Below are 18,295 nucleotides of genomic sequence, written 5' to 3'. Positions count from 1 at the left end.
CACGCTGTCAAGGAGATTGTATACGAGATGGGGGCACCGACACGCAGAACACCGCATTGATCCATGGACAACTCGGCCACCACCCGGATTCCCGACGACACGGCGCCCACCGCTCCTGAGCCGCCGGCAGCACGGCGGCCCGCCCCCGCGAGCCGCGGCAAGTCGGGCGAGATCCGCGACATTCTCGAACAGGAGATCGTCACCGGCGAGCGGCCGGCCGGCGAACGCCTCGACGAGCAGGCGGTGGCCAGCCGCTTCGGCGTGTCGCGTACGCCGGTTCGCGAGGCGATCAACCAGCTCGCCTCGGCGGGGCTCGTCGAGCAGATCCCCAATCGCGGCGCCTTCGTCCGGGAGACCGGCCTTGCCGACCTCGTCGAGATGTTCGAGGTGATGGCCGAACTCGAGGCGATGGCCGGGCGGCTCGCCGCGCGCCGCATCGACGCGAAGGGCCGGGCGCGGCTCCAGGCGGCGCTGGAGGCCTGCGAGAGCGCTGCCGAGCGCAACGCTCCGGACGCCTACTACTACGACAACGAGCGCTTCCACGAGGCGATCTACGATGCCTGCGGCAACGGCTTCCTCGCCAGCGAGGCGCGCCGCCTGCATCAGCGACTGAAGGCCTTCCGCCGCCTGCAGCTCCGCGTTCCCCAGCGCATCCGCCAGTCGCTCGCCGAGCACCGGCGCATCGTCGCGGCGATCGCCGCGGGGGACGGGGAGCGCGCCGAAGCCGAGCTGAAGGTGCACATCATGGTGCAGGGCGAACGCTTTGCCGACCTCGTCGCCAGCCTGAAGCCGCGCGAGGGCTGAGCCCGTCACGGCTTTTTGAGCCGCGGCAACCGGTTGGTGCGGTCCCGGGCGAAACTAGTTCCTCGCCGGACGCGTGGTCGGATCGACCGCCTGTCGCAACCATGGAGAGGACAGTCGATGAAACTGGCAACCGCCGCCGCCGCCTTGACCACCCTGTTGCTTGCAGGCCCCGTCTATGCCGAGGCAAGCGTCGACATGGCAGACGCGAAGACCGTCGACGTGAAGGAAGCCGACGGCTCCTCCATGGGGACGGTGTCCTTCGTTCCGACACCACACGGCGTGCTCATGGAAGCGGATCTGAACAACCTGCCGAACGGCACCCATGGCTTCCACATCCACGAAAAGGGTGTCTGCGAAGGCGACTTCAAGTCGGCCGGCGGGCACTACAATCCGGCAGGCGTCGACCACGGCTACATGAGCGAGAGCGGGCCGCATGCCGGCGACATGCCGAACGTCGTTGCGACCGACGGCGCGGTGAAGGTCGCGGTGTTCAATCCGAACGTCACGATGACCGACGGCGAGGCGGCGCTGAACGACGAGGACGGCTCCGCCTTGATGATCCATTCCGGCGCCGACGACTATGCCTCGCAGCCTGCAGGCGATGCCGGCAGCCGGATCGCCTGCGGGGTGATCTTTCCGGCAAAGTAACGGGCGACCTGTCAAAGGCGGCGGGATCGGGCGGGCTTTGCGTCAGGGCAGCCAGCCCATCGGCCGATAGCCGGGCAGCGCCTCGACGCGCCGCAGCCAGGCCTCGACGGACGGGAAGGCGGCAAGCTCGTAGCCGCCTTCGCCGGCGACATGGGTATAGGCATAGAGCGCGACGTCGGCGAGGCTCGCCGCACTGCCGGCAAACCATTGGCGCTCCGCCAGGTGGCGGTCCATGATCGTCAGCGCCTTGACGCCGCCTTCGAGGGTCGCGGCGAGGCGCTCGGGCGTCGCATGTGCCGCAAGCCGCGGATAGATGGTCAGCGAGCGGCGGACGGCGATCTGCGGCTCGTGACTGTATTGCTCGAAGAACATCCAAGCGAGCATCTCCGCCCGCTCGAAGGCATCGTCCGGAATGTACGGCGTTGCCTCGCCGAGATACCAGAGCATGGCGTTCGATTCCGGCAGATAGCGGCCGTCCTCGGTTTCGAGCAGCGGCACCTTGCCGTTCGGGTTCCTCGCCAGATAGTCCGCGCGCCTCGTGCCGCCGTCATTGGTCGAGACCTCGACATGGCGGAACGACCGGCCGGTCAGCGCCATCATCAGGCGCGGCTTGTAGCAGTTGCCGGAATCCGGCATGCCGTAAAGGGTCATCATAGCGCAAGCTCCCGCGTCGATCGTCGACGGTGATGCTCGCATTGTCGCGCCGGGAAGCGCCAATTCATTTCGGTGAAGTCAGCGATCAGCCGAACAGGCGCTGCAGCGCATCTTCCGTCTGAACGGCGGCGAATTCGATCGCGAAGCCGTCTTCGAGATGACGCACCACGCGGCCCTGCATCGCCCCGAGAGCGACCCGCGAATTGAGGGCAGGGCGGACCGTGCACTGCACCGCGGCGCCGGACAGCGACAGATCGATGATCTTGACGGTGTAGCGGCGACCGTCGTCGAGGACGATCTCGACGCGCGGATCCTTCGGCATCAGGCGCTGGTGGCGGCGATCCTCGGGCAGGTCGAGTTCGCCGCGATTGGCGAACCAGGTGAGCTGCGCGGCGAGCTTCTCGCGCTTGCGCTCGGAATTGACGAGGTCGACCGCAAAACCGCCCGGATAGGCTCTCGCGACGTTGCCTTCGAGGCGGCCGATATGGTCGACGTAGAAGATGATCCTCTCGCCCTCGCGCGGCTGGACCGGCGTCGCCACGGCGATGCCGCCGGGCGACATGTTCTCGACCCGGCAGGGATATTCCTGGAAGTCCTCGCACATGAAGCGGCCGAGGAGGTCGAGGTCGACGCGGCTGAAGCGGCGCCGCTCGTGGGATTCCGGCTGCGAGGGTTGAGCCATCATGTCCATCGTGTCCGCTCCCCTCCGACCGCTGGAGCGCTCCGCGTCCAGCCGGGCGCTCGTTCTACGCCCGAACTCTTTTCAATCGCTGCACGGCACCCGGGAATAGCCGGACGATTCGTCGCTCGGCGATGCCCTCGGCCCGCGGTCCGCTGTCGAAAAGCTTCGAAGGCGGCTGCCGCAACTGCAGCTAGCAGTATGATTCCAGTAGAGTTTACGGATCAGGCATCCGCTCTTCGGCAAACCACGAGGAAAACCTCGACCCGAATTCGCTCCACGGGCATCAATGTGACCAAGGGAAAGATAATCGCGTGACGGTTAAGAAAGCGTGGAAGCTTTCGAAACCATACTGTCTATCGAGCGGTTAATTTTGCCGAGCCCGCGCCGCCCGGGGCGTTAACGACTATGACCGGAAGCGATTGCCGCGGCGCCGCCCGGAGGCTAAGTGGGCGGCGTGACATCTCCGGTCCCGTAGCGCATTTTTCGTCGACGGATCGTCCGTGACGGATCTTCTTCAACCGCCTGGTCCTCTGGCCCAGGCGGTTTTTTCTTCCCGTCCAGCGGGTGGGCGTCGCTTTGCCGCCGGACGTGTCCACCCCAACACCTGCACGAAGGCGCGATCGGGCAGGCCGCCGGCAGGCTCCGGCGTTCCCACCGGGTGCCGGATATGCGAATGGCGTTGTGCCGCGGATGCCGGCGGACGATCGGCCGGCGCAGCGTCGCGCGGCAGAGCCAGTGCAGAGGGGAACGTCTTGTCCGAAGCATACCAAGAGGAAGCGCCGCAGGAGCCGCGTCGCCCGCCGCCGGCCTTCAACGTTCCCGGTGTCATTCTCGGTCTCGTCGCCTTCATGGCGCTGGTCCATGCCTATGACAGCTGGATCCTCGGCGAGATCGCGGCATCCCGCTTCATTCTCGACTTTGCCTTCATTCCCGGCTGCTACGACACGATTGACGAGCTGTGCCAGCTGAGGTCGGCGGGCGCCGATCTCTGGTCGCCGCTGACCTACGCATTCCTCCACGGCAGCTGGACCCATCTCGGCCTCAACACGGTCTGGTTCCTCGCTTTCGGGACACCGGTGGCCCGGCGCCTCGGCAATCTTCGCTTCCTCGCCTTCTGCGCCGTCGGATCTGTGGCGGGCGCGGCGGTGTTCTTTCTCGTCAATACCGGCCTCGTCGTGCCGGTGATCGGCGCCTCCGGCGCAGTTTCGGCGCTGATGGGCGGAGCCTGCCGCTTCGCTTTCGTGCGCGCCGGTCCGCGCCGCATGATGGGCGCCGGCCGGCCGCAGCCGGCGCTGACGGTGGGCGCGGCGCTGTCCGATCGGACGGTGCTCGTCTTCATCATCGCCTTCTTCGCCACCAATTTCCTCGTCGGCGCCGGCGTCGGCGGCGCTCTCACAGGCGGCGGCGAAGTCGCCTGGGAGGCGCATCTCGGCGGTTTCGTCTTCGGCTTCTTCGCCCTGCCGCTATTCGACGGTTTCACGGGGCGGCGCCAGTAGCGCCGGGCGACGTTGCGGACCACGAGACACCTCCACCGTCCGGCGACCTCAGGTCGCAGCCGGGGGCTTGCCCTTGTGCCTCGCGTGTCTCACCTTTGTTGCAGGAGACAAAGGGAGGCGAGAATGAATGTCGGTCACATACTGAAGACAAAGGGAGGAGACGTCTTCACGCTTCGGCCGGAGGTGACGATTGCCGAAGTCGTCGAAGTTCTGGCGGAGCGGCGCATCGGCGCCATCGTGCTGGTGGACGAGGGCGGCGCCGTCGCCGGCATCGTCTCGGAGCGCGACGTCGTGCGGGTGCTGGCAAAATCCGGGGCAGGCGTCCTCGACAAGCCGATCGGCGAGGCGATGACGGTCAAGGTGCAGACCTGTTCCGGCGAGACGGGAATCGACGAGGTTCTGTCGATCATGACCAACGGCCGGTTCCGCCATCTGCCGGTCATCGAGGGCGGCCGGCTCGCGGGCATCGTCTCGATCGGCGACATCGTCAAGATGAAGATCGAGGAGACCGAGCGCGAGGCCGAACAGATGCGCGAATATATCGCCGCCGGCTGATCGGGCCGTTATCGGGACATTACAGGTCGCCGGCGCGATGCGGTCAGAGCCGCATCGTCTCGGGATGGTGGCTTGCGGCAAGACGCTCGATCTCGGAGATGCGGCTCTTGGTCGCGCTGTAACCGATCTCGATCGCCTCCTCGGCGCGGAAGAACTCCCACAGGCCGATGTCGCGCACCCGCGGCTGCAGCGACAGGTCCGGCGGATCGCCGGCGAGCCTCGCCCGCGAGATCCGATCCTGGATGATGTTGAAGGCGTCGACCATGGTGCGGGTGAGGCCGAGCCCCTTGCGTCGATCGGTCGGTCCCTCGCGTTCGCTCTCATGAGGCGAGACGGCCTCGAACGCGTCGTGGGAAGCGGGCTCGGCCTCGTCGGCGCGCATCCTCAGGACGGCGGCACGGCCGAAGAGATCGTAGTGCAGGTTGACCGCCATGACGTTCTGCTCTTCGAAGACGCGGCAGACATTTGCCGGCACCGGGTTGACAAGCGCACCGTCCATCAGCCGGCGGCCGCCGCAGATCACCGGTTCGAAGACGCCGGGGAGGGCGTAGGAGGCGCGCATGGCCAGCACCAGCGAGCCGGAATCCAGCCACACTTCGTGGCCGGTCTGGGCATCCGTCGCAACGCAGATCAGCGGCCGGCTGAGATCCTCGATGCGGGTTTCGTGAAGCGCCTCGGTCAGCCGGCGCGACAGCCTGAGCCCGCCGATCAGGCCGGAGCCGCCGATGCGGAAATCGAGATAGCGGATGAGGCCGCGGCGCGTCAGCGACAGCGCGAATTCCTCGAGTTCGGGCAGCTTGCCGGCGAGATAGCAGCCGCCGACGAGGGCGCCGATCGAGGTGCCGGCGATCATCGAGATCGGGATGTCGAATTCGTCGAGGGCCTTCAGGACGCCGATATGGGCCCATCCCCGGGCAGCGCCGCCGCCGAGCGCCAGCGCGATGCCGGCCGAGGGTTTCGGCCTGGTGGTCACCTCGCGCGGCATAAGCTGCGGCTGGCTGATCGGGTCGTCGCGCCAACCGAATACACGTTCGAGCATGGCTGCCCTCTGGTTTCGGCCTTCGTGATGGAGAAGCCTAGGCCGAACTCTTGACCATCGTGTTAAAGATCGAAGGCCTAAGGAACGCGACCGGTTCATCGTCTGTCAGCTTTCCGGGTGAGGGCGGGCCGCCGGCTCCAAGGCTCGGGTGGCAGGTTCCACCACCCTGTAGAAGCACGATGTCCTGCCCGTGTGGCAGGTGTCTTCCCGCTTGTCGCAGGCGACCTTCAGCCAGACGGCGTCCTGGTCGCAGTCGACGCGGATTTCCTTGACCGTCTGCAGCGCTCCGGAACTTTCGCCCTTCTTCCAAAGCTTGCCGCGCGAGCGCGACCAGTAATGCGCGATGCCGGTCGAAATGGTTTGCTCGAGCGCCTCGGCGTTCATGTGCGCGACCATCAGCAAGTCGCCGGTGAGATGATCGGTCGCGACGGCGGTGATCAGACCGCCGGCATCGAACCGCGGGCGCAGGACGAAGCCTTCCTCCTGCTCGAACGGATCAGTGGAAGGCGCAGAGAACTTGGCGGGAGACACGGGGATCAGGGTCGAAGTTCAGCCGCCGAGGCCGACGAGCCGCAGGACGCGGTCCTGCTCGGCGACGTCGTCGGCGAAGCTGCCGCGATAGGTGCCGGTGAAGGTCGAGGAGCCGTGGCTCCTGATCCCCCGCATCGACATGCACAGATGCTCGGCCTCGAGAATCACCGCCACACCCCGCGGCTTCAGCGTGTCGTTCAGCGCGTCGGCGATCTGCGCGGTCATCGCTTCCTGAGTCTGCAGACGGCGGCCGAACATGTCGACCAGCCTGGCGATCTTCGACAGGCCCAGGACCCGACCGTCGGGAAGATAGGCGACATGGGCCTTGCCGATCACCGGCACCATGTGGTGCTCGCAGTGGGTGTGGAAGGCGATGTCCTTGACGAGGACGATGTCGTTGTAGCCGGCGACCTCCTCGAAGACCCGGCCAAGCACTTCGCCCGGCCCGTGTCCGTAGCCGGCGAAAAGCTCCTCATAGGCTTTCACGACGCGCTTCGGAGTTTCCTTCAGGCCCTCGCGCCCGGGATTTTCGCCGATCCAGCGCAGAAGGGTCTCGACGGCCGCCTCGGCCTCGGCGCGGCTCGGACGCCCGGCCTCATCCGGCTTTTCGGGGAATTTCTTGACCACTGCTTCCATGTTTCCAGGCTCCGAAGCTGTCGGTATCCGAGCTGCCACCCACAGTGAATGGATGTCGGGGGCGCCGGCCGGTCGTTCGGTTCCGGCGGCATTGGCGGGCTTCTTCAAGACGTCTCGTTCCTTGCGGCGTGAAGGCCGTTCGAAGCGACCGGTTCTGGTTCGAGGCGACCGCCGGTCCAGCGGCCTATCGAAGCGGCGACCGGGAACCTATATAATCGGCGCAAAGGCCCATTGACAGGCCACGAGGCAAAAACCTCGGTCGAAGGAAAAATACCGTGATCGACGATCTCTATAATGCGCGAATCCTGGAATTTGCCGGCAATATTCCTCGGATCGGTCGGCTGGACGAGCCGGATGCCAGCGCGACCGCGCATTCGCGGCTCTGTGGCTCGACCGTCACCATCGACGTCAAGCTCGAGGACGGCAAGGTTTCCGACTTCGCCCATGAGGTGAAGGCCTGCGCGCTCGGCCAGGCGTCGTCTTCGGTGATGGCCCGCCACATCGTCGGCACGACGCCTGAGGAGTTGCGGCAGCTGCGCGAGACGATGCGGGCGATGTTGAAGGAGAACGGCGCGCCGCCTGAGGGCCGCTTCGAGGATCTGAAATATCTGGAGCCCGTGCGCGACCACAAGGCGCGGCATGCCTCGACCATGCTGACCTTCGACGCGGTGGTCGAGGCGCTCGACAAGATCGTGGCGGAAAAGCGCGGCGAGGCGGCCTGAGCGACAGCGCGGCGAGCGCACCGGCCGGGCGGCCGAACAATAGGCGAGACAGGAAACAGGGGATTTTCCCGCCAGCGTGGACGCGAAAGCGATGAAGCCGTCTGAAGCCCTCGAAAAGCACCGCGAGACGATCCGCGAGATCCTGTCGCGCTATCCGGTGAGCAATCCTCGGATCTTCGGCTCTGTCGCCCGGGGCGAGGACACCGAGGAGAGCGATCTCGACATCATCGTGGAGCGGCACGAACCGCTGAGCTACTACGACGTTTTCAAGATGGAGGATGAAGTCGAGGCCTCGACGGGAATCCGGCTTGATCTTCGCCTGCAGGGTGAATTCGCGGAACGGCTCTTGAAACGGATTCAGGCCGATTGCAAGTCGCTATGACGTCAGGCTCGGGCGTCACTCCGTTTGACCTGCTTCGATCGATCGAAGCAGCCTGCGCGCGATGTGCTCGTGTGACGCAACGATTTAGCCTTGAGACCTTGCAAGCGGATGAGGTCGAACAACTTGCATTGTCGAAGGCGATCGAGCAGATCGGAGAACACTGCAATCGACTCTTGCAAAAATTCCCTGTTTTCAGCGGATCGTATCCGGAATTAAACCTCAACTATCCGGTGCGCATGCGCCATCGCATCGCTCATGGATATGACGACCTCGATTATCCGACACTTTGGGTGATCGCGACAACTTCGGTGCCGGAGTTGCACGCGGCAATTCGACGGATCCTCACCGATGCCGGCGAAGATCTCACGTAACTACACCGGTCCCTGGCGCAAGACCCCCGGGCGGCTCTTCGGCGTCGGCTTCGTGCGGCTCTACCAGGTGACTTTCTCGCCGCTGGTCGGCGGCCACTGCCGGCACATCCCGACCTGCTCGGAATATGCCTATGAGGCGATCGCCCGGCACGGCCTCATGCGCGGCGGCTGGCTTTCGGCAAGGCGCGTCGTCAAATGCGGTCCGTTCGGCGGCCACGGCATCGACAACGTCCCCGATCTCTGAACGCTGCTTTCCCGTGCAGTCCGATGCCGATTGACATTCGGGAGGCTTCGGCGGAGCCTTTTCCTGCCAATGGGAGGAAAGCGACGATGGCTCACAAGTTCGAGGTGTACAAGGACAAGGCCGGCGAGTTCCGGGTGCGGTTCAAGTACAACAGCGAAATCATCTTCTCGACCGAGGGCTACAGCACCAAGTCCGGGGCGCAGCGGGCGATCGAGTCGATCAAGAAGCACGTGCCCGAGGCGCCGACCGAAGTGGTCGAGTAGCTGCGTCCGCAAGGCCCCGGACAAAGCGGGCCGATCGAAGCCTCCGCGTGACCGGACCGCCGTCGTTGGCGGCGCTCGGGTCAGCTATTGGCCGCGGCTGCCATCCCGTGCGGCCGCCACTGGCGCTGCGCTGCGATATGCGCCCCTCGGTCTCGTCTCAGCCGGTCACCGGTATCCGCAGCTGCTGCCCGGGAAAGATGACGTTCGGGTTGCTGATGATATGGGCATTTGCTTCCACGATGACGGTGAAGCGGCTGGCATCGCCGTAGAACCGCCGGGCGATCGCCGACAGCGTGTCGCCGCTGCGGACCGTATAGGGTTGGAAGCCGGCATAGCCCGGCAGGATCATCGGCCCGTAGAAGACCGGCACGGTGACCATCGGCGGCGGCGCCTCGCCGCCGGCCGTATCGTCGGACACGGTGACGAACAGCCGGCTCAGCTGGAATGCCGTCGAGGCCGGAATGTCGATCGCGGACTGGAACTGCCGGATCGAGGTCGAGCCGACGGTAGTGAAGCCGGTCACCTCGTCATGCCCCTCGGAGACCGAATAGCTGAGGGTTCCCTCGAAGGCGACGGCGTTGCCCGCGATCAGGATGGGATTGCCGACGAGATCGAACGGTTTGGGCTGCAGCAGATCGATGTTCATCGAAACGCTCCTTGAGAGGTCTGCCCCTTGTCAGTATATGCCGGGGCGGCCAGGGACTCAATCGGAGACCTCGGCCTTCACATGCTGAGGTAGCAAATCACCCACCCGCGCTCGTAGGCGGGACTGGACTAGGAGAGATGACGATGGCCGAGGCCGTTTCCCTGATTTTTCCCGACGGATCCGAACGCTCCTTCGACGCCGCGACCAGCGGACTTGAGATCGCGACCGGCATTTCCAAGTCGCTCGCCAAGAAGGCGATCGCCTATGCGATCGACGGCGAAATCCGCGATCTTGCCGATCCGGTCGGCCACTCCGGCAAGCTCGAGATCCTCACCCGCGACGATCCGCGCGCGCTGGAGCTGATCCGGCACGATGCCGCCCATGTCATGGCGGAAGCCGTGCAGGAGCTCTGGCCCGGTACGCAGGTCACCATCGGCCCGGTCATCGAGAACGGCTTCTATTACGATTTTTCCAAGAACGAGCCCTTCACCACCGAGGACCTGCCGGTCATCGAGAAGAAGATGGCCGAGATCATCCGCCGCAATGCCCGCTTCACCAAGGACGTCTGGCCGCGCGAGAGGGCGAGGCAGGTGTTCCGCGACAAGGGCGAAAGCTTCAAGGTGGAGCTCGTCGACGCCATCCCTGAGGATCAGGACGTCAAGATCTACTCGCAGGGCGAGTGGTTCGACCTCTGCCGTGGCCCGCACATGGCCTCGACCGGCCAGATCGGCGACGCCTTCAAGCTGATGAAGGTCGCCGGCGCCTACTGGCGGGGCGACAGCAACAATCCGATGCTGAGCCGCATCTACGGCACCGCATGGGCGACGAAAGAGCAGCTCGCCGAATATCTCCACATGCTGGAGGAGGCGGAAAAGCGCGATCATCGCCGGCTCGGCCGCGAGATGGACCTCTTCCACTTCCAGGAGGAGGGGCCGGGCGTCGTGTTCTGGCACGGCAAGGGCTGGAAGATGTTCCAGACCCTCGTCTCCTACATGCGCCGCCGGCTGGACGGCGTCTATGACGAGGTCAATGCGCCGCAGATCCTCGACAAGTCGCTGTGGGAGACCTCCGGCCACTGGGGCTGGTACCAGGAGAACATGTTCGCGGTGAAGTCGGCCCACGCCTTTACCCATCCGGAAGACGAAGAGGCCGACCACCGGGTCTTCGCGATCAAGCCGATGAACTGCCCGGGCCATGTCCAGATCTTCAAGCATGGCCTGAAGTCCTATCGCGAACTACCTATCCGGCTTGCCGAATTCGGCAATGTGCACCGCTACGAACCATCCGGCGCGCTGCATGGGTTGATGCGGGTGCGCGGCTTTACCCAGGACGACGCGCATGTCTTCTGCACTGAGGAACAGATGGCGGCCGAGTGCCTCAGGATCAACGATCTGATCCTGTCGGTCTACGAGGATTTCGGCTTTGAGGAAGTGGTCGTGAAGCTCTCGACCCGGCCGGAGAAGCGTGTCGGCTCGGATGAGAGCTGGGACCGCGCCGAAGCGATCATGACCGATGTGCTCGAGACGATCGCCGCGCAGTCCGGTGGCAGGATCAAGACCGGCATACTGCCGGGCGAGGGGGCGTTCTACGGGCCGAAGTTCGAATATACGCTGCGGGACGCCATCGGCCGGGAATGGCAGTGCGGCACCACCCAGGTGGACTTCAACCTGCCGGAACGCTTCGGCGCCTTCTATATCGACCAGAATTCGGAGAAGCGGCAGCCGGTGATGATCCACCGGGCGATCTGCGGCTCGATGGAGCGGTTCCTCGGCATCCTGATCGAGAACTTCGCCGGGCACATGCCGCTGTGGTTCGCACCCGAACAGGTGGTGGTCGCGACGATCACCTCGGACGCCGACGACTACGCCCTGGAAGTTGTCGCGGCGCTGAAGGCGGCAGGGCTGCGCGCCAGCGTCGATCTTCGGAACGAGAAGATCAACTACAAGGTCCGCGAGCACTCCCTCGCCAAGGTGCCGGTGATGCTCGTCTGCGGCCGAAAGGAAGCCGAAGAGCGGACGGTCAACATCCGCCGCCTCGGCTCGCGCGACCAGGCTTCGCTCGGCCTCGACGAGGCGATCGCCTCGCTCACCGAGGAGGCCGTGCCGCCGGACCTGAAGCGCAAGGCGGGATTGGCCGGATCCTCCGCTGCTGCTTGGGCGTGATTTGACCTCAAAACGTGACGTCGCGCCCTGACAGGCGCGGCGCTATATTGTCGTGGCTTGAAATGTTCCAGCACATAGCGCATTTGCTCCTATACCTCGTGAGGTGTACCTTGCAAGGTCTAGATGGTCGACACTCGCAAAACCCTTCACGCGGCTTTTTACGCAAGTGCATCAGGCCGGCGACCTGTTCGCGAATGGCTGATGGATCTTCCTCCGGCCGATAGAAAGACGATTGGTGAGGATATTGCGACGCTGGAGTTCAGCTGGCCGATCGGTCGGCCGAAATGTGCGGCGATCGCGGGGCAGAAGAACATGTTTGAGGTTCGCTCGAATATCTCCTCCGGGCGGATCGCTCGGGTACTGTTCGTGATCATCGGCCACGAGATGATCCTGCTGCATGCTTTCGTGAAAAAAACGCAGCGACTGCCGGAAAAGGACCTGAGGCTCGCCATCACTCGAATGAGGGACGTCAACCGCAATGGACAGCAGTAAAAATCCTCACATCGGCGAGAGTTTCGCGAGCTTTCTGCGGGATGAGGGTATATACGAGGCCGTGACCGCCACTGCGATCAAGCGGACATTGGCACTGCAGATTGCGCATGAGATGGCCGTCCAGCATATCAGCAAGGCCGAGATGGCGCGCCGCATGAAGACGAGCGCGACCCAGCTTGGCCGGCTTCTCGACCCCGACAACGACCGCGTCCAACTTGATACCCTAATGAAGGCAGCTTCGGCCGTTGGCAGGACGCTGTCGGTAACCCTGGCGTGATGGCGGCCTGAAGCCGAGAGCATTTCCGCCAAAGTGCCGTCGTATTGCCGGGCCAGGTGCCGCCGCAATCAGTCGCCGGAGCCGCCCGCCCCATCGGCCGTGCCCGGCACAGCGTCTCCAACTCCGGGCCCATCGTCGCCGGAGCCGCCATCGGTCTCGGCCAGATCCGAGGTCATCACCTCGACGTCGGTGTTTTCGCCGGCCTCGACGGTGAAAGGCCGCTGGTAGACCCTGTCGTTGTTCTTGGCGACGATGACGTAGTCGCCCTCTGCCAGCACCATCGTCGGGAATGCCCCGACACTCTGGCGCACGAGATCGCCGGATGCGGTGGTGATCGTCCAGGCGGTATCGGCGATCGCCTCGCCGCCGTGCTCGCGCACCAGCTTCATGGTCAGGAGGGCGGCCCGCTGGGTCAGCGTCGCCTCGGTCAGCTTGCCGGCCTCGACGCGGATGTCGGCGCGCACCACCGCATTGGCCGAGCCGTAATGGGAGACGATCTGGTAGGAGCCGGCATTCAGCCGCACCACCTTTTCCGGCGAGATGTCGCTGGCGACCAGCTTGTGATCGGCATCGTCGTCGCCATCCTTGGCATAGATGTCGAAGCTGAGGCGCGAGGCCGCCGCCTTGCCCTCGTCGCCGACGACGGCGTTGAGCTTCAGCCCGCCGGCATTGAGGACGACCGTCTCCTGGATCTTGATGCCGGCAAAGTCGATGCGCTTGACGATGCCGGCCCGGCCGAAGCCCACATGCAGGATGTAGGAACCCGGTGCAACCTCGAAATCGGGTGTCGGGCTCTCCGAGGAGGCGATCAGCGACGGGCTGCCGTCGAAGGACGGGACCGCCGAAAACAGCCGCCAGATCAGCCCGTTCGGGATCTGCGGCCCGCCTTCGGAAAGCACCGCGCGCAGGGCGAGCGTGTCGCGTCGGCGGAAGATGTTCTGGTTCGGTCCGGCCTGCGGCGGCGCGTAGGCCGGCAGGCCGGGCAGGTCGATCGTCGGCGCCTGCGGCTTGCCGGGAAGATTGGGAAGGGCGATCGGCTCGAATCGGCGCAGCGGCCGCGCCAAGGGCGAGCCAACATCGCCGGCATTCGGCAACAGGTCGTTGGCCGATGGCGAGGCATAGGCGCCCGGCTTTTCGGGCGGTCCGCCGAAGATCTCGCCGAGATTGCCGAGGAAGCCGCCGCCACCACCGCCGCCGCCGCCACGATCCTGGGCAGCGGCAGGCGCGGCGAGGGCGCCGGCGAAGAAGGCCGCCGCGACGGCGCTGGCTAACAGCGGCCGGCCAGATCGCGAAGTCAGGTGCGGGAGCTTCGGAACCGACCCCGCACGGCGGGAACTCACGCCAATGCGCTCGCTGGCGGATCGGTTATCGTCCGCAAGCGTCGCTGGCCAGTCTACGTCGGGATCGCCGGCCGGATGCCGGACGGCGATCTTGGATGCTTCCCCCATGGCGATATTCTTGACCGCAAATCATCGACAAATTCAAGGCGGAGCCGGAGCCAGCCACAGCCGGGGAAAACCGCCCGTTCGTGGCCTTCTGCGATTGCCAAGTATGGCGCGGCTTCCTAGCTCTCACGCGAGATCCCGGAGACCCTGCCTTGACCGAAGCAACGACGCTGCTTTCCACCCGACGTTCGATCCCGATCCCGATGCTGGCCGAACCGGCGCCGACAGGCGATGAGCTGGAGCGCGTCCTCACCATCGCCGCCCGCGTGCCCGACCATGGCAAGCTCGCGCCCTGGCGCTTCATCCTCTATCGCGGCCCGGCAGCCGCGGCGATCGGCGAGGCACTGGCAAAGGTGGTCGCCGGACGGGAAGGGGAGCGGATGACCGAGACCCGCCGCAAGGTCGAGACCGAGCGCTTCACCCGGGCGCCCTTGGTCATCGGCGTCGTCTCGACGGCCCGCGAACACGTCAAGATCCCGATCTGGGAGCAGCAGATGTCGGCTGGCGCCGCGGCGATGAATCTCGTCCACGCCGTCCACGCTTTCGGCTATGCGGCGAACTGGGTGACCGAATGGGTCGCCTACGATGACGAGGCGAAAGCCATCCTCGGCATCTCGCCCGAAGAAAAGGTCGTCGGATTCGTCCATGTCGGAACCCCGAGCGAGCCGCCATCGGAGCGGCCGCGACCGGAACTGTCCGCCATCGTCTCCGAAGCCAGGGCGCCGGAGGCGGGTTGATGCTGTTCTACACGACCGACACCAACGACCATGGCCTGCCGCACGATCCGTTCAAGGCGATCGTCGCGCCGCGGCCGATCGGCTGGATCTCGACCCGCAACAGGGCGGGAGCCGTCAATCTCGCGCCATACAGCTTCTTCAACGCGATCAGCGACCGTCCGAAGCTGGTGATGTTCTCCTCGACCGGCATGAAGGATACGGCGAGCTTCGCCATCGAGAGCGGCGAGTTCGTCGCCAATCTCGCGACCCGAGGTCTCGCCAGGCAGCTGAACAAGAGCTCGGCAGCCGCGCCGAGCGGGGAGAGCGAGTTCGGTTTTTCCGGCCTCACCGAGGCGCCCTGCCGCATCGTCGCGGCACCGCGGGTCGCCGAAAGCCCGGCAGCGCTCGAATGCAAGGTCACCCAGTCGTTCCGCCCCGAGGGACTGAACGGCGCCGTGTCGGAAAATACCATCGTCATCGGCGAGGTGGTGGCGATCCACATCGACGAGAGCATCCTCAAAGACGGGATGATCGACATGGCGCTCGCCGCGCCGCTCGCCCGGCTCGGCTATCTCGACTATTCGGTCGCCGACGAGGTCTTCCAGATGCGTCGGCCGCGCAAGCCGGACGGGTCCGACGTCTGATTGGCACCCGCTTCGGGTCGTCGTCGCAAAGCTTGTCGTTTCGTCAACGGACATGGTGAACGAAAGCTAAACCTTTTGCCTCGATCATGGTGGGACCATGCGAATCGAAGGTGAAGGGTCCCATGATCGTCCAGCGTTTTGCCAAATGGGCCGGAGAGGCGACCACCCGGGAGCGCAGCGACGCGGCGACGATGCTCGCCGAGGCACTCGTCCATAGCGGTGCCGAGGGTGCCGACCGCGAGACCATCATCGCATCGCTGACGCTGCTTCTCGACGATCCGTCGCCTGCCGTCCGCCTCGCCATGGCAAAGGCGCTTTCGAACGGCCGCGACGTGCCGCGGTCACTGATCTTCGCGCTGGCCGCCGATGTCGACCGCGTGGCGACCGAGATCGTCCGCGGCTCGCCGTACCTGTCCGCGGCCGATCTCGTCGATCTGGCGGCGGTCGGCTCGCCGGCGGCACGTCTCGCGATCGCCGAGCGACCGGTGGTGCCGCTGCCGGTCGCTGCCGTCATCGCCGAGGGCGGCGAACCTCAGGCGGCGCTCGCCCTTTGCCGCAACGACGGCGCGGCGCTCGCCGAGCGGACGTTCAAGTGCCTGGCCGACCGCTTCGGCGGCGACGCCCCCATCCGCGAGGCGCTGCTGTCGCGCTCGGACCTGCCGCCGTCGGTGCGCCACCAGCTGATGCTGGCTGTCCGCGACGCTCTCGCCGGCTCTGCCCTCATCACCAATCTTTTCGGAAAAAAGCGCGCCGAGACGCTGGCATTCGGTGCCGCCGAACGCGGTACCAGCCTTCTCGCCGAGACGCTGTCGAGCCGCCAGACGCCGGATTTCGGCGACTATCTGCGCGGCACCGGCGCTGTCACTCCCTCGCTGCTCCTGCGGGTGGCCGCGGCCGGCAACATCGAACTCTTCACGACGCTGCTCGCCAGCCTTTCCGGCCGCTCGGAGCGCCGCGTCGCGGCGATCGTCTCCGGTGCGAGGTCCTCGGCGCTGCGGGCCCTGGTGCTCGAAGCCGGGCTTCCCGAGCCGATGGCATTCCTGTTTTCTGAGGCCGTCTCGCTGTGGCGCAGGATCGCCCGTGGCGAGGAGGCGCTGCGCCCCGCCGCAGTGCCGGCAATCCTGCTCGCCCGCGCCGCCGCCAATAATCAGGAGACCGCCGTCATGGCACAGGCGACGGCGCTCTTGCGCCGGCTCGCCGACGAGGCCCAGCGCGATGCTGCGCGCGAGGCCGCGAGGGCCGCTGCCTGAGGCCGGCAGCGGCAGCCGTCAGTAGCGGAACTGTTCGATCAGGATGCGCTCGTCCCAGGAGTGGTCCTGGTCGAAGAGGATGTAGCAGACGTCGTCGCCGGATTCGCGGATCGTCACCTCGGTGACCGACTTCACCTCGGTCGCGTCAGCAACGGCGTTCACCGGCCGCTTGGCCGCCTCGAGCGCGGTGATCCTGACTTCCTGGTGATTGCGCAACAGGGCGCCGCGCCAGCGCCGCGGCCGGAACGGGCTCACCGGCGTCAGCGCCAGAAGCGGCGCGTCGATCGGCAGGATCGGCCCCTGGGCGGAGAGATTGTAGGCGGTGGAGCCGGTGGGCGTCGCCACCATGACGCCGTCGCAGACCAACTCCTCGAGCCGCACCTTGCCGTCGATCGAGATCGCCAGCCGCGCCGCCTGATAGGATTGGCGGAAGATCGACACCTCGTTGATCGCCAGCGCCCGATGCTCGACGCCATCGGTGTCGATGGCGATCATCTCCAGCGGATGGATGGCGTTTTCCACGGCGGCAGCCAGCCGTTCGCGCAGGCCGTGCTCGCGATAGTGGTTCATCAGGAAGCCGACGGTGCCCTTGTTCATCCCGTAGATCGGCTGCGACGTATCCATGAAGCGGTGCAGCGTCTGCAGCATGAAGCCGTCGCCGCCGAGAGCGACGATGACGTCGGCGGTCTCCGTCGAGGCGTTGCCGTAGAGCGCCGAGAGCCGCCTTGCGGCCTCCTGGGCCGGCTCGGTTTCACTGGCGACGAAGGCGATGGAATGAAACGAACGGGACATCTGCAGCGGCCGTGACCATCGCTTGAGCGTCGGGTCGCCTTTGCTACAGCATCGCGCCGCAAACCGAAACCGCCCGGGGGCGACATCGCCAGACAGAGGCGGTGCGGGCGGCAAGCATGCGAAAGGGGCCTTGCGGCCCCTTCCGATCGTCTTGCGAAAAGACGCGCTCCCTACTGGAAGCCAAGCTTGGCGGCCAATCGCCGGAGAAGGCCGGCGGGCATCGCCGGCTTGTCGTCTTCCCCGGGATGGTTTCTTGTCTAGGCGCCGGCAAACGGATGCGCGGCCGAACCCTTCTTCGACACCACCTCGGCGGCGGTCGGCGTGCCCTTCACGGCGCGCTCGATGGATTCCATCGTCGCCTGGTAGTTGTAGTCGCGGATCTTGGCGTCGTCCTCGGCTTCCCAGTGGATGAAGACGCCGACGCAGATGAACAGGTCGTCGGCCTCGGCGGCCGGGATCACACCCTTCTCGACGCTGTCGGCCACGGCGCGGGCGACGGCGGTCTGGGCCGGGCCGAACATCTGGACGGCCTGCTTGGCGCCCTTGATGGTGACCTTGTTGAACATCACGGTGTTCGGCTTGCACGGCAGGTTCGGCGCAACGACCGCGAGGAGGGTGGTGAAGCCGTCCTTGTTGTTGGTCAGCGAGTTGCAGAACGCCGCCTCGGCGGCGGAGCCGCGCGGGCCGATGATGAGGTCGATATGGGCGACCTCGTTGCCTTCGCCGACGAGCGATTCGCCGACCATCACCTTGTTGATTGTCGCCATGAGCAGTTCCTCCAAACTGGCGTTGCATGCTGCGACCGGCAGGCCCGGCCGCGTGGAATTTCCGATCCGAAGGAAAG

The 18,295-nt window shown here is 65.7% G+C and carries 24 protein-coding genes; 15 read left to right on the top strand and 9 right to left on the bottom strand.

From position 1 onward, the window contains the following. The first annotated feature begins 63 nt into the window (after window positions 1-63). Window positions 64-804 (top strand): GntR family transcriptional regulator, encoded by a 741-nt coding sequence (locus E3C22_RS04965; protein WP_134760768.1) that lies wholly within the window; start codon window positions 64-66, stop codon window positions 802-804. 117 nt (window positions 805-921) lie between these two features. Beyond that, window positions 922-1,452, top strand: a complete 531-nt coding sequence (locus E3C22_RS04960; protein WP_134760766.1) for a superoxide dismutase family protein — start codon at window positions 922-924, stop codon at window positions 1,450-1,452. Between the two features lie 42 nt (window positions 1,453-1,494). Here the strand turns inward: E3C22_RS04960 and E3C22_RS04955 are convergent, their stop codons facing one another. Both E3C22_RS04955 and E3C22_RS04950 read right to left on the bottom strand, forming a co-directional pair. Beyond that, window positions 1,495-2,106, bottom strand: coding sequence for a glutathione S-transferase family protein (locus tag E3C22_RS04955; RefSeq protein WP_134760764.1), 612 nt, complete (start codon window positions 2,104-2,106; stop codon window positions 1,495-1,497). Between the two features lie 85 nt (window positions 2,107-2,191). Next, window positions 2,192-2,797 carry a PilZ domain-containing protein gene (locus tag E3C22_RS04950; protein ID WP_425364951.1) on the bottom strand — a complete coding sequence of 202 codons (606 nt, stop codon included), beginning with the start codon at window positions 2,795-2,797 and terminating at the stop codon, window positions 2,192-2,194. Between the two features lie 743 nt (window positions 2,798-3,540). Between E3C22_RS04950 and E3C22_RS04945 the strand changes: the two genes are divergently transcribed. Beyond that, window positions 3,541-4,284: a rhomboid family intramembrane serine protease gene (locus tag E3C22_RS04945; RefSeq protein WP_245514766.1), complete on the top strand. Its 744-nt coding sequence runs from the start codon at window positions 3,541-3,543 to the stop codon at window positions 4,282-4,284. A 123-nt stretch (window positions 4,285-4,407) separates the two neighbouring features. After that, window positions 4,408-4,839, top strand: a complete 432-nt coding sequence (locus E3C22_RS04940) for a CBS domain-containing protein (protein ID WP_134760762.1) — start codon at window positions 4,408-4,410, stop codon at window positions 4,837-4,839. A 43-nt stretch (window positions 4,840-4,882) separates the two neighbouring features. On the opposite strand, the gene E3C22_RS04935 is transcribed toward E3C22_RS04940, so the two are convergent. The 3 genes from E3C22_RS04935 to folE form a co-directional block, all read right to left on the bottom strand. After that, on the bottom strand, window positions 4,883-5,824 hold the full coding sequence (locus tag E3C22_RS04935) for a patatin-like phospholipase family protein (protein WP_245514793.1): 942 nt from the start codon (window positions 5,822-5,824) through the stop codon (window positions 4,883-4,885). A gap of 159 nt (window positions 5,825-5,983) precedes the next feature. Continuing rightward, window positions 5,984-6,409, bottom strand: coding sequence for a phosphoribosyl-AMP cyclohydrolase (gene hisI, locus E3C22_RS04930; RefSeq protein WP_134760758.1), 426 nt, complete (start codon window positions 6,407-6,409; stop codon window positions 5,984-5,986). 18 nt (window positions 6,410-6,427) lie between these two features. Continuing rightward, window positions 6,428-7,045 (bottom strand): GTP cyclohydrolase I FolE, encoded by a 618-nt coding sequence (gene folE / locus E3C22_RS04925; RefSeq protein WP_134760756.1) that lies wholly within the window; start codon window positions 7,043-7,045, stop codon window positions 6,428-6,430. A gap of 275 nt (window positions 7,046-7,320) precedes the next feature. Between folE and E3C22_RS04920 the strand changes: the two genes are divergently transcribed. From E3C22_RS04920 to E3C22_RS04900, 5 genes are all read left to right on the top strand, one after another. After that, on the top strand, window positions 7,321-7,767 hold the full coding sequence (locus E3C22_RS04920; protein WP_134760754.1) for an iron-sulfur cluster assembly scaffold protein: 447 nt from the start codon (window positions 7,321-7,323) through the stop codon (window positions 7,765-7,767). Between the two features lie 91 nt (window positions 7,768-7,858). Next, a complete protein-coding gene (locus tag E3C22_RS04915; RefSeq protein ID WP_134760752.1) occupies window positions 7,859-8,149 on the top strand; it encodes a nucleotidyltransferase family protein in 291 nt (96 codons plus the stop codon). Further along, window positions 8,146-8,520: a HepT-like ribonuclease domain-containing protein gene (locus E3C22_RS04910; RefSeq protein WP_134760750.1), complete on the top strand. Its 375-nt coding sequence runs from the start codon at window positions 8,146-8,148 to the stop codon at window positions 8,518-8,520. The genes E3C22_RS04915 and E3C22_RS04910 overlap by 4 nt, the downstream gene beginning before the upstream one ends. Beyond that, window positions 8,498-8,764: a membrane protein insertion efficiency factor YidD gene (yidD, locus tag E3C22_RS04905; protein ID WP_134760748.1), complete on the top strand. Its 267-nt coding sequence runs from the start codon at window positions 8,498-8,500 to the stop codon at window positions 8,762-8,764. Before E3C22_RS04910 ends, yidD begins: the two co-directional genes overlap by 23 nt. 86 nt (window positions 8,765-8,850) lie before the next feature. Then, complete coding sequence (locus E3C22_RS04900) at window positions 8,851-9,027, top strand: YegP family protein (RefSeq protein WP_134760746.1); 177 nt, start codon at window positions 8,851-8,853, stop codon at window positions 9,025-9,027. Window positions 9,028-9,184: 157 nt separating this feature from the next. Here E3C22_RS04900 and E3C22_RS04895 read toward each other — a convergent pair whose 3' ends face one another. Beyond that, window positions 9,185-9,673, bottom strand: a complete 489-nt coding sequence (locus E3C22_RS04895; RefSeq protein ID WP_134760744.1) for a LysM peptidoglycan-binding domain-containing protein — start codon at window positions 9,671-9,673, stop codon at window positions 9,185-9,187. Between the two features lie 143 nt (window positions 9,674-9,816). Between E3C22_RS04895 and thrS the strand changes: the two genes are divergently transcribed. The 3 genes from thrS (at window position 9,817) to E3C22_RS04880 (ending at window position 12,604) form a co-directional block, all read left to right on the top strand. Then, entirely contained in the window at window positions 9,817-11,835 is a 2,019-nt protein-coding gene (gene thrS / locus E3C22_RS04890; protein ID WP_134760742.1) for a threonine--tRNA ligase, read from the top strand. Window positions 11,836-11,958: 123 nt separating this feature from the next. After that, on the top strand, window positions 11,959-12,327 hold the full coding sequence (locus tag E3C22_RS04885; RefSeq protein ID WP_134760740.1) for a type II toxin-antitoxin system RelE/ParE family toxin: 369 nt from the start codon (window positions 11,959-11,961) through the stop codon (window positions 12,325-12,327). Then, a complete protein-coding gene (locus E3C22_RS04880) occupies window positions 12,314-12,604 on the top strand; it encodes a helix-turn-helix domain-containing protein (RefSeq protein ID WP_134760738.1) in 291 nt (96 codons plus the stop codon). Before E3C22_RS04885 ends, E3C22_RS04880 begins: the two co-directional genes overlap by 14 nt. Window positions 12,605-12,672: 68 nt before the next feature. Here E3C22_RS04880 and E3C22_RS04875 read toward each other — a convergent pair whose 3' ends face one another. After that, window positions 12,673-13,944 carry a hypothetical protein gene (locus E3C22_RS04875; protein ID WP_206026899.1) on the bottom strand — a complete coding sequence of 424 codons (1,272 nt, stop codon included), beginning with the start codon at window positions 13,942-13,944 and terminating at the stop codon, window positions 12,673-12,675. Between the two features lie 257 nt (window positions 13,945-14,201). Here E3C22_RS04875 and E3C22_RS04870 point away from each other — a divergent pair, with 257 nt between their 5' ends. The 3 genes from E3C22_RS04870 to E3C22_RS04860 all read left to right on the top strand — a co-directional run bounded on the left by E3C22_RS04870 (window position 14,202) and on the right by E3C22_RS04860 (window position 16,659). Next, window positions 14,202-14,786 carry a nitroreductase family protein gene (locus tag E3C22_RS04870; RefSeq protein ID WP_134760736.1) on the top strand — a complete coding sequence of 195 codons (585 nt, stop codon included), beginning with the start codon at window positions 14,202-14,204 and terminating at the stop codon, window positions 14,784-14,786. A gap of 2 nt (window positions 14,787-14,788) precedes the next feature. Beyond that, window positions 14,789-15,409, top strand: a complete 621-nt coding sequence (locus E3C22_RS04865; protein ID WP_134760946.1) for a flavin reductase family protein — start codon at window positions 14,789-14,791, stop codon at window positions 15,407-15,409. Window positions 15,410-15,531: 122 nt separating this feature from the next. After that, window positions 15,532-16,659 (top strand): DUF2336 domain-containing protein, encoded by a 1,128-nt coding sequence (locus tag E3C22_RS04860; protein ID WP_167591634.1) that lies wholly within the window; start codon window positions 15,532-15,534, stop codon window positions 16,657-16,659. Between the two features lie 18 nt (window positions 16,660-16,677). Here E3C22_RS04860 and E3C22_RS04855 read toward each other — a convergent pair whose 3' ends face one another. Both E3C22_RS04855 and fae read right to left on the bottom strand, forming a co-directional pair. After that, a complete protein-coding gene (locus tag E3C22_RS04855; RefSeq protein WP_134760733.1) occupies window positions 16,678-17,451 on the bottom strand; it encodes an NAD kinase in 774 nt (257 codons plus the stop codon). 257 nt (window positions 17,452-17,708) lie between these two features. Then, complete coding sequence (gene fae, locus E3C22_RS04850; protein WP_134760731.1) at window positions 17,709-18,218, bottom strand: formaldehyde-activating enzyme; 510 nt, start codon at window positions 18,216-18,218, stop codon at window positions 17,709-17,711. Between the last annotated feature and the right edge of the window lie 77 nt (window positions 18,219-18,295).

Origin of the sequence: Jiella endophytica (assembly GCF_004519335.1) — a bacterium.
GTDB classification, from domain to species: domain Bacteria; phylum Pseudomonadota; class Alphaproteobacteria; order Rhizobiales; family Rhizobiaceae; genus Jiella; species Jiella endophytica.
The sequence above is the reverse complement of the archived record's forward strand: the minus strand, read 5'-3'. Positions and strand labels throughout refer to the sequence as shown.

Bases quoted from the DNA above. Each gene is read 5' to 3' on its own strand.
- E3C22_RS04965 (WP_134760768.1), top strand. From the start codon at position 64: ATGGACAACTCGGCCACCACCCGGATTCCCGACGACACGGCGCCCACC.
- E3C22_RS04960 (WP_134760766.1), top strand. From the start codon at position 922: ATGAAACTGGCAACCGCCGCCGCCGCCTTGACCACCCTGTTGCTTGCA.
- E3C22_RS04955 (WP_134760764.1), bottom strand. From the start codon at position 2,106: ATGATGACCCTTTACGGCATGCCGGATTCCGGCAACTGCTACAAGCCG.
- E3C22_RS04950 (WP_425364951.1), bottom strand. From the start codon at position 2,797: ATGGACATGATGGCTCAACCCTCGCAGCCGGAATCCCACGAGCGGCGC.
- E3C22_RS04940 (WP_134760762.1), top strand. From the start codon at position 4,408: ATGAATGTCGGTCACATACTGAAGACAAAGGGAGGAGACGTCTTCACG.
- E3C22_RS04935 (WP_245514793.1), bottom strand. From the start codon at position 5,824: ATGCCGCGCGAGGTGACCACCAGGCCGAAACCCTCGGCCGGCATCGCG.
- folE (WP_134760756.1), bottom strand. From the start codon at position 7,045: ATGGAAGCAGTGGTCAAGAAATTCCCCGAAAAGCCGGATGAGGCCGGG.
- E3C22_RS04915 (WP_134760752.1), top strand. From the start codon at position 7,859: ATGAAGCCGTCTGAAGCCCTCGAAAAGCACCGCGAGACGATCCGCGAG.
- E3C22_RS04910 (WP_134760750.1), top strand. From the start codon at position 8,146: ATGACGTCAGGCTCGGGCGTCACTCCGTTTGACCTGCTTCGATCGATC.
- yidD (WP_134760748.1), top strand. From the start codon at position 8,498: ATGCCGGCGAAGATCTCACGTAACTACACCGGTCCCTGGCGCAAGACC.
- E3C22_RS04900 (WP_134760746.1), top strand. From the start codon at position 8,851: ATGGCTCACAAGTTCGAGGTGTACAAGGACAAGGCCGGCGAGTTCCGG.
- E3C22_RS04895 (WP_134760744.1), bottom strand. From the start codon at position 9,673: ATGAACATCGATCTGCTGCAGCCCAAACCGTTCGATCTCGTCGGCAAT.
- thrS (WP_134760742.1), top strand. From the start codon at position 9,817: ATGGCCGAGGCCGTTTCCCTGATTTTTCCCGACGGATCCGAACGCTCC.
- E3C22_RS04885 (WP_134760740.1), top strand. From the start codon at position 11,959: ATGGTCGACACTCGCAAAACCCTTCACGCGGCTTTTTACGCAAGTGCA.
- E3C22_RS04880 (WP_134760738.1), top strand. From the start codon at position 12,314: ATGGACAGCAGTAAAAATCCTCACATCGGCGAGAGTTTCGCGAGCTTT.
- E3C22_RS04860 (WP_167591634.1), top strand. From the start codon at position 15,532: ATGATCGTCCAGCGTTTTGCCAAATGGGCCGGAGAGGCGACCACCCGG.
- E3C22_RS04855 (WP_134760733.1), bottom strand. From the start codon at position 17,451: ATGTCCCGTTCGTTTCATTCCATCGCCTTCGTCGCCAGTGAAACCGAG.
- fae (WP_134760731.1), bottom strand. From the start codon at position 18,218: ATGGCGACAATCAACAAGGTGATGGTCGGCGAATCGCTCGTCGGCGAA.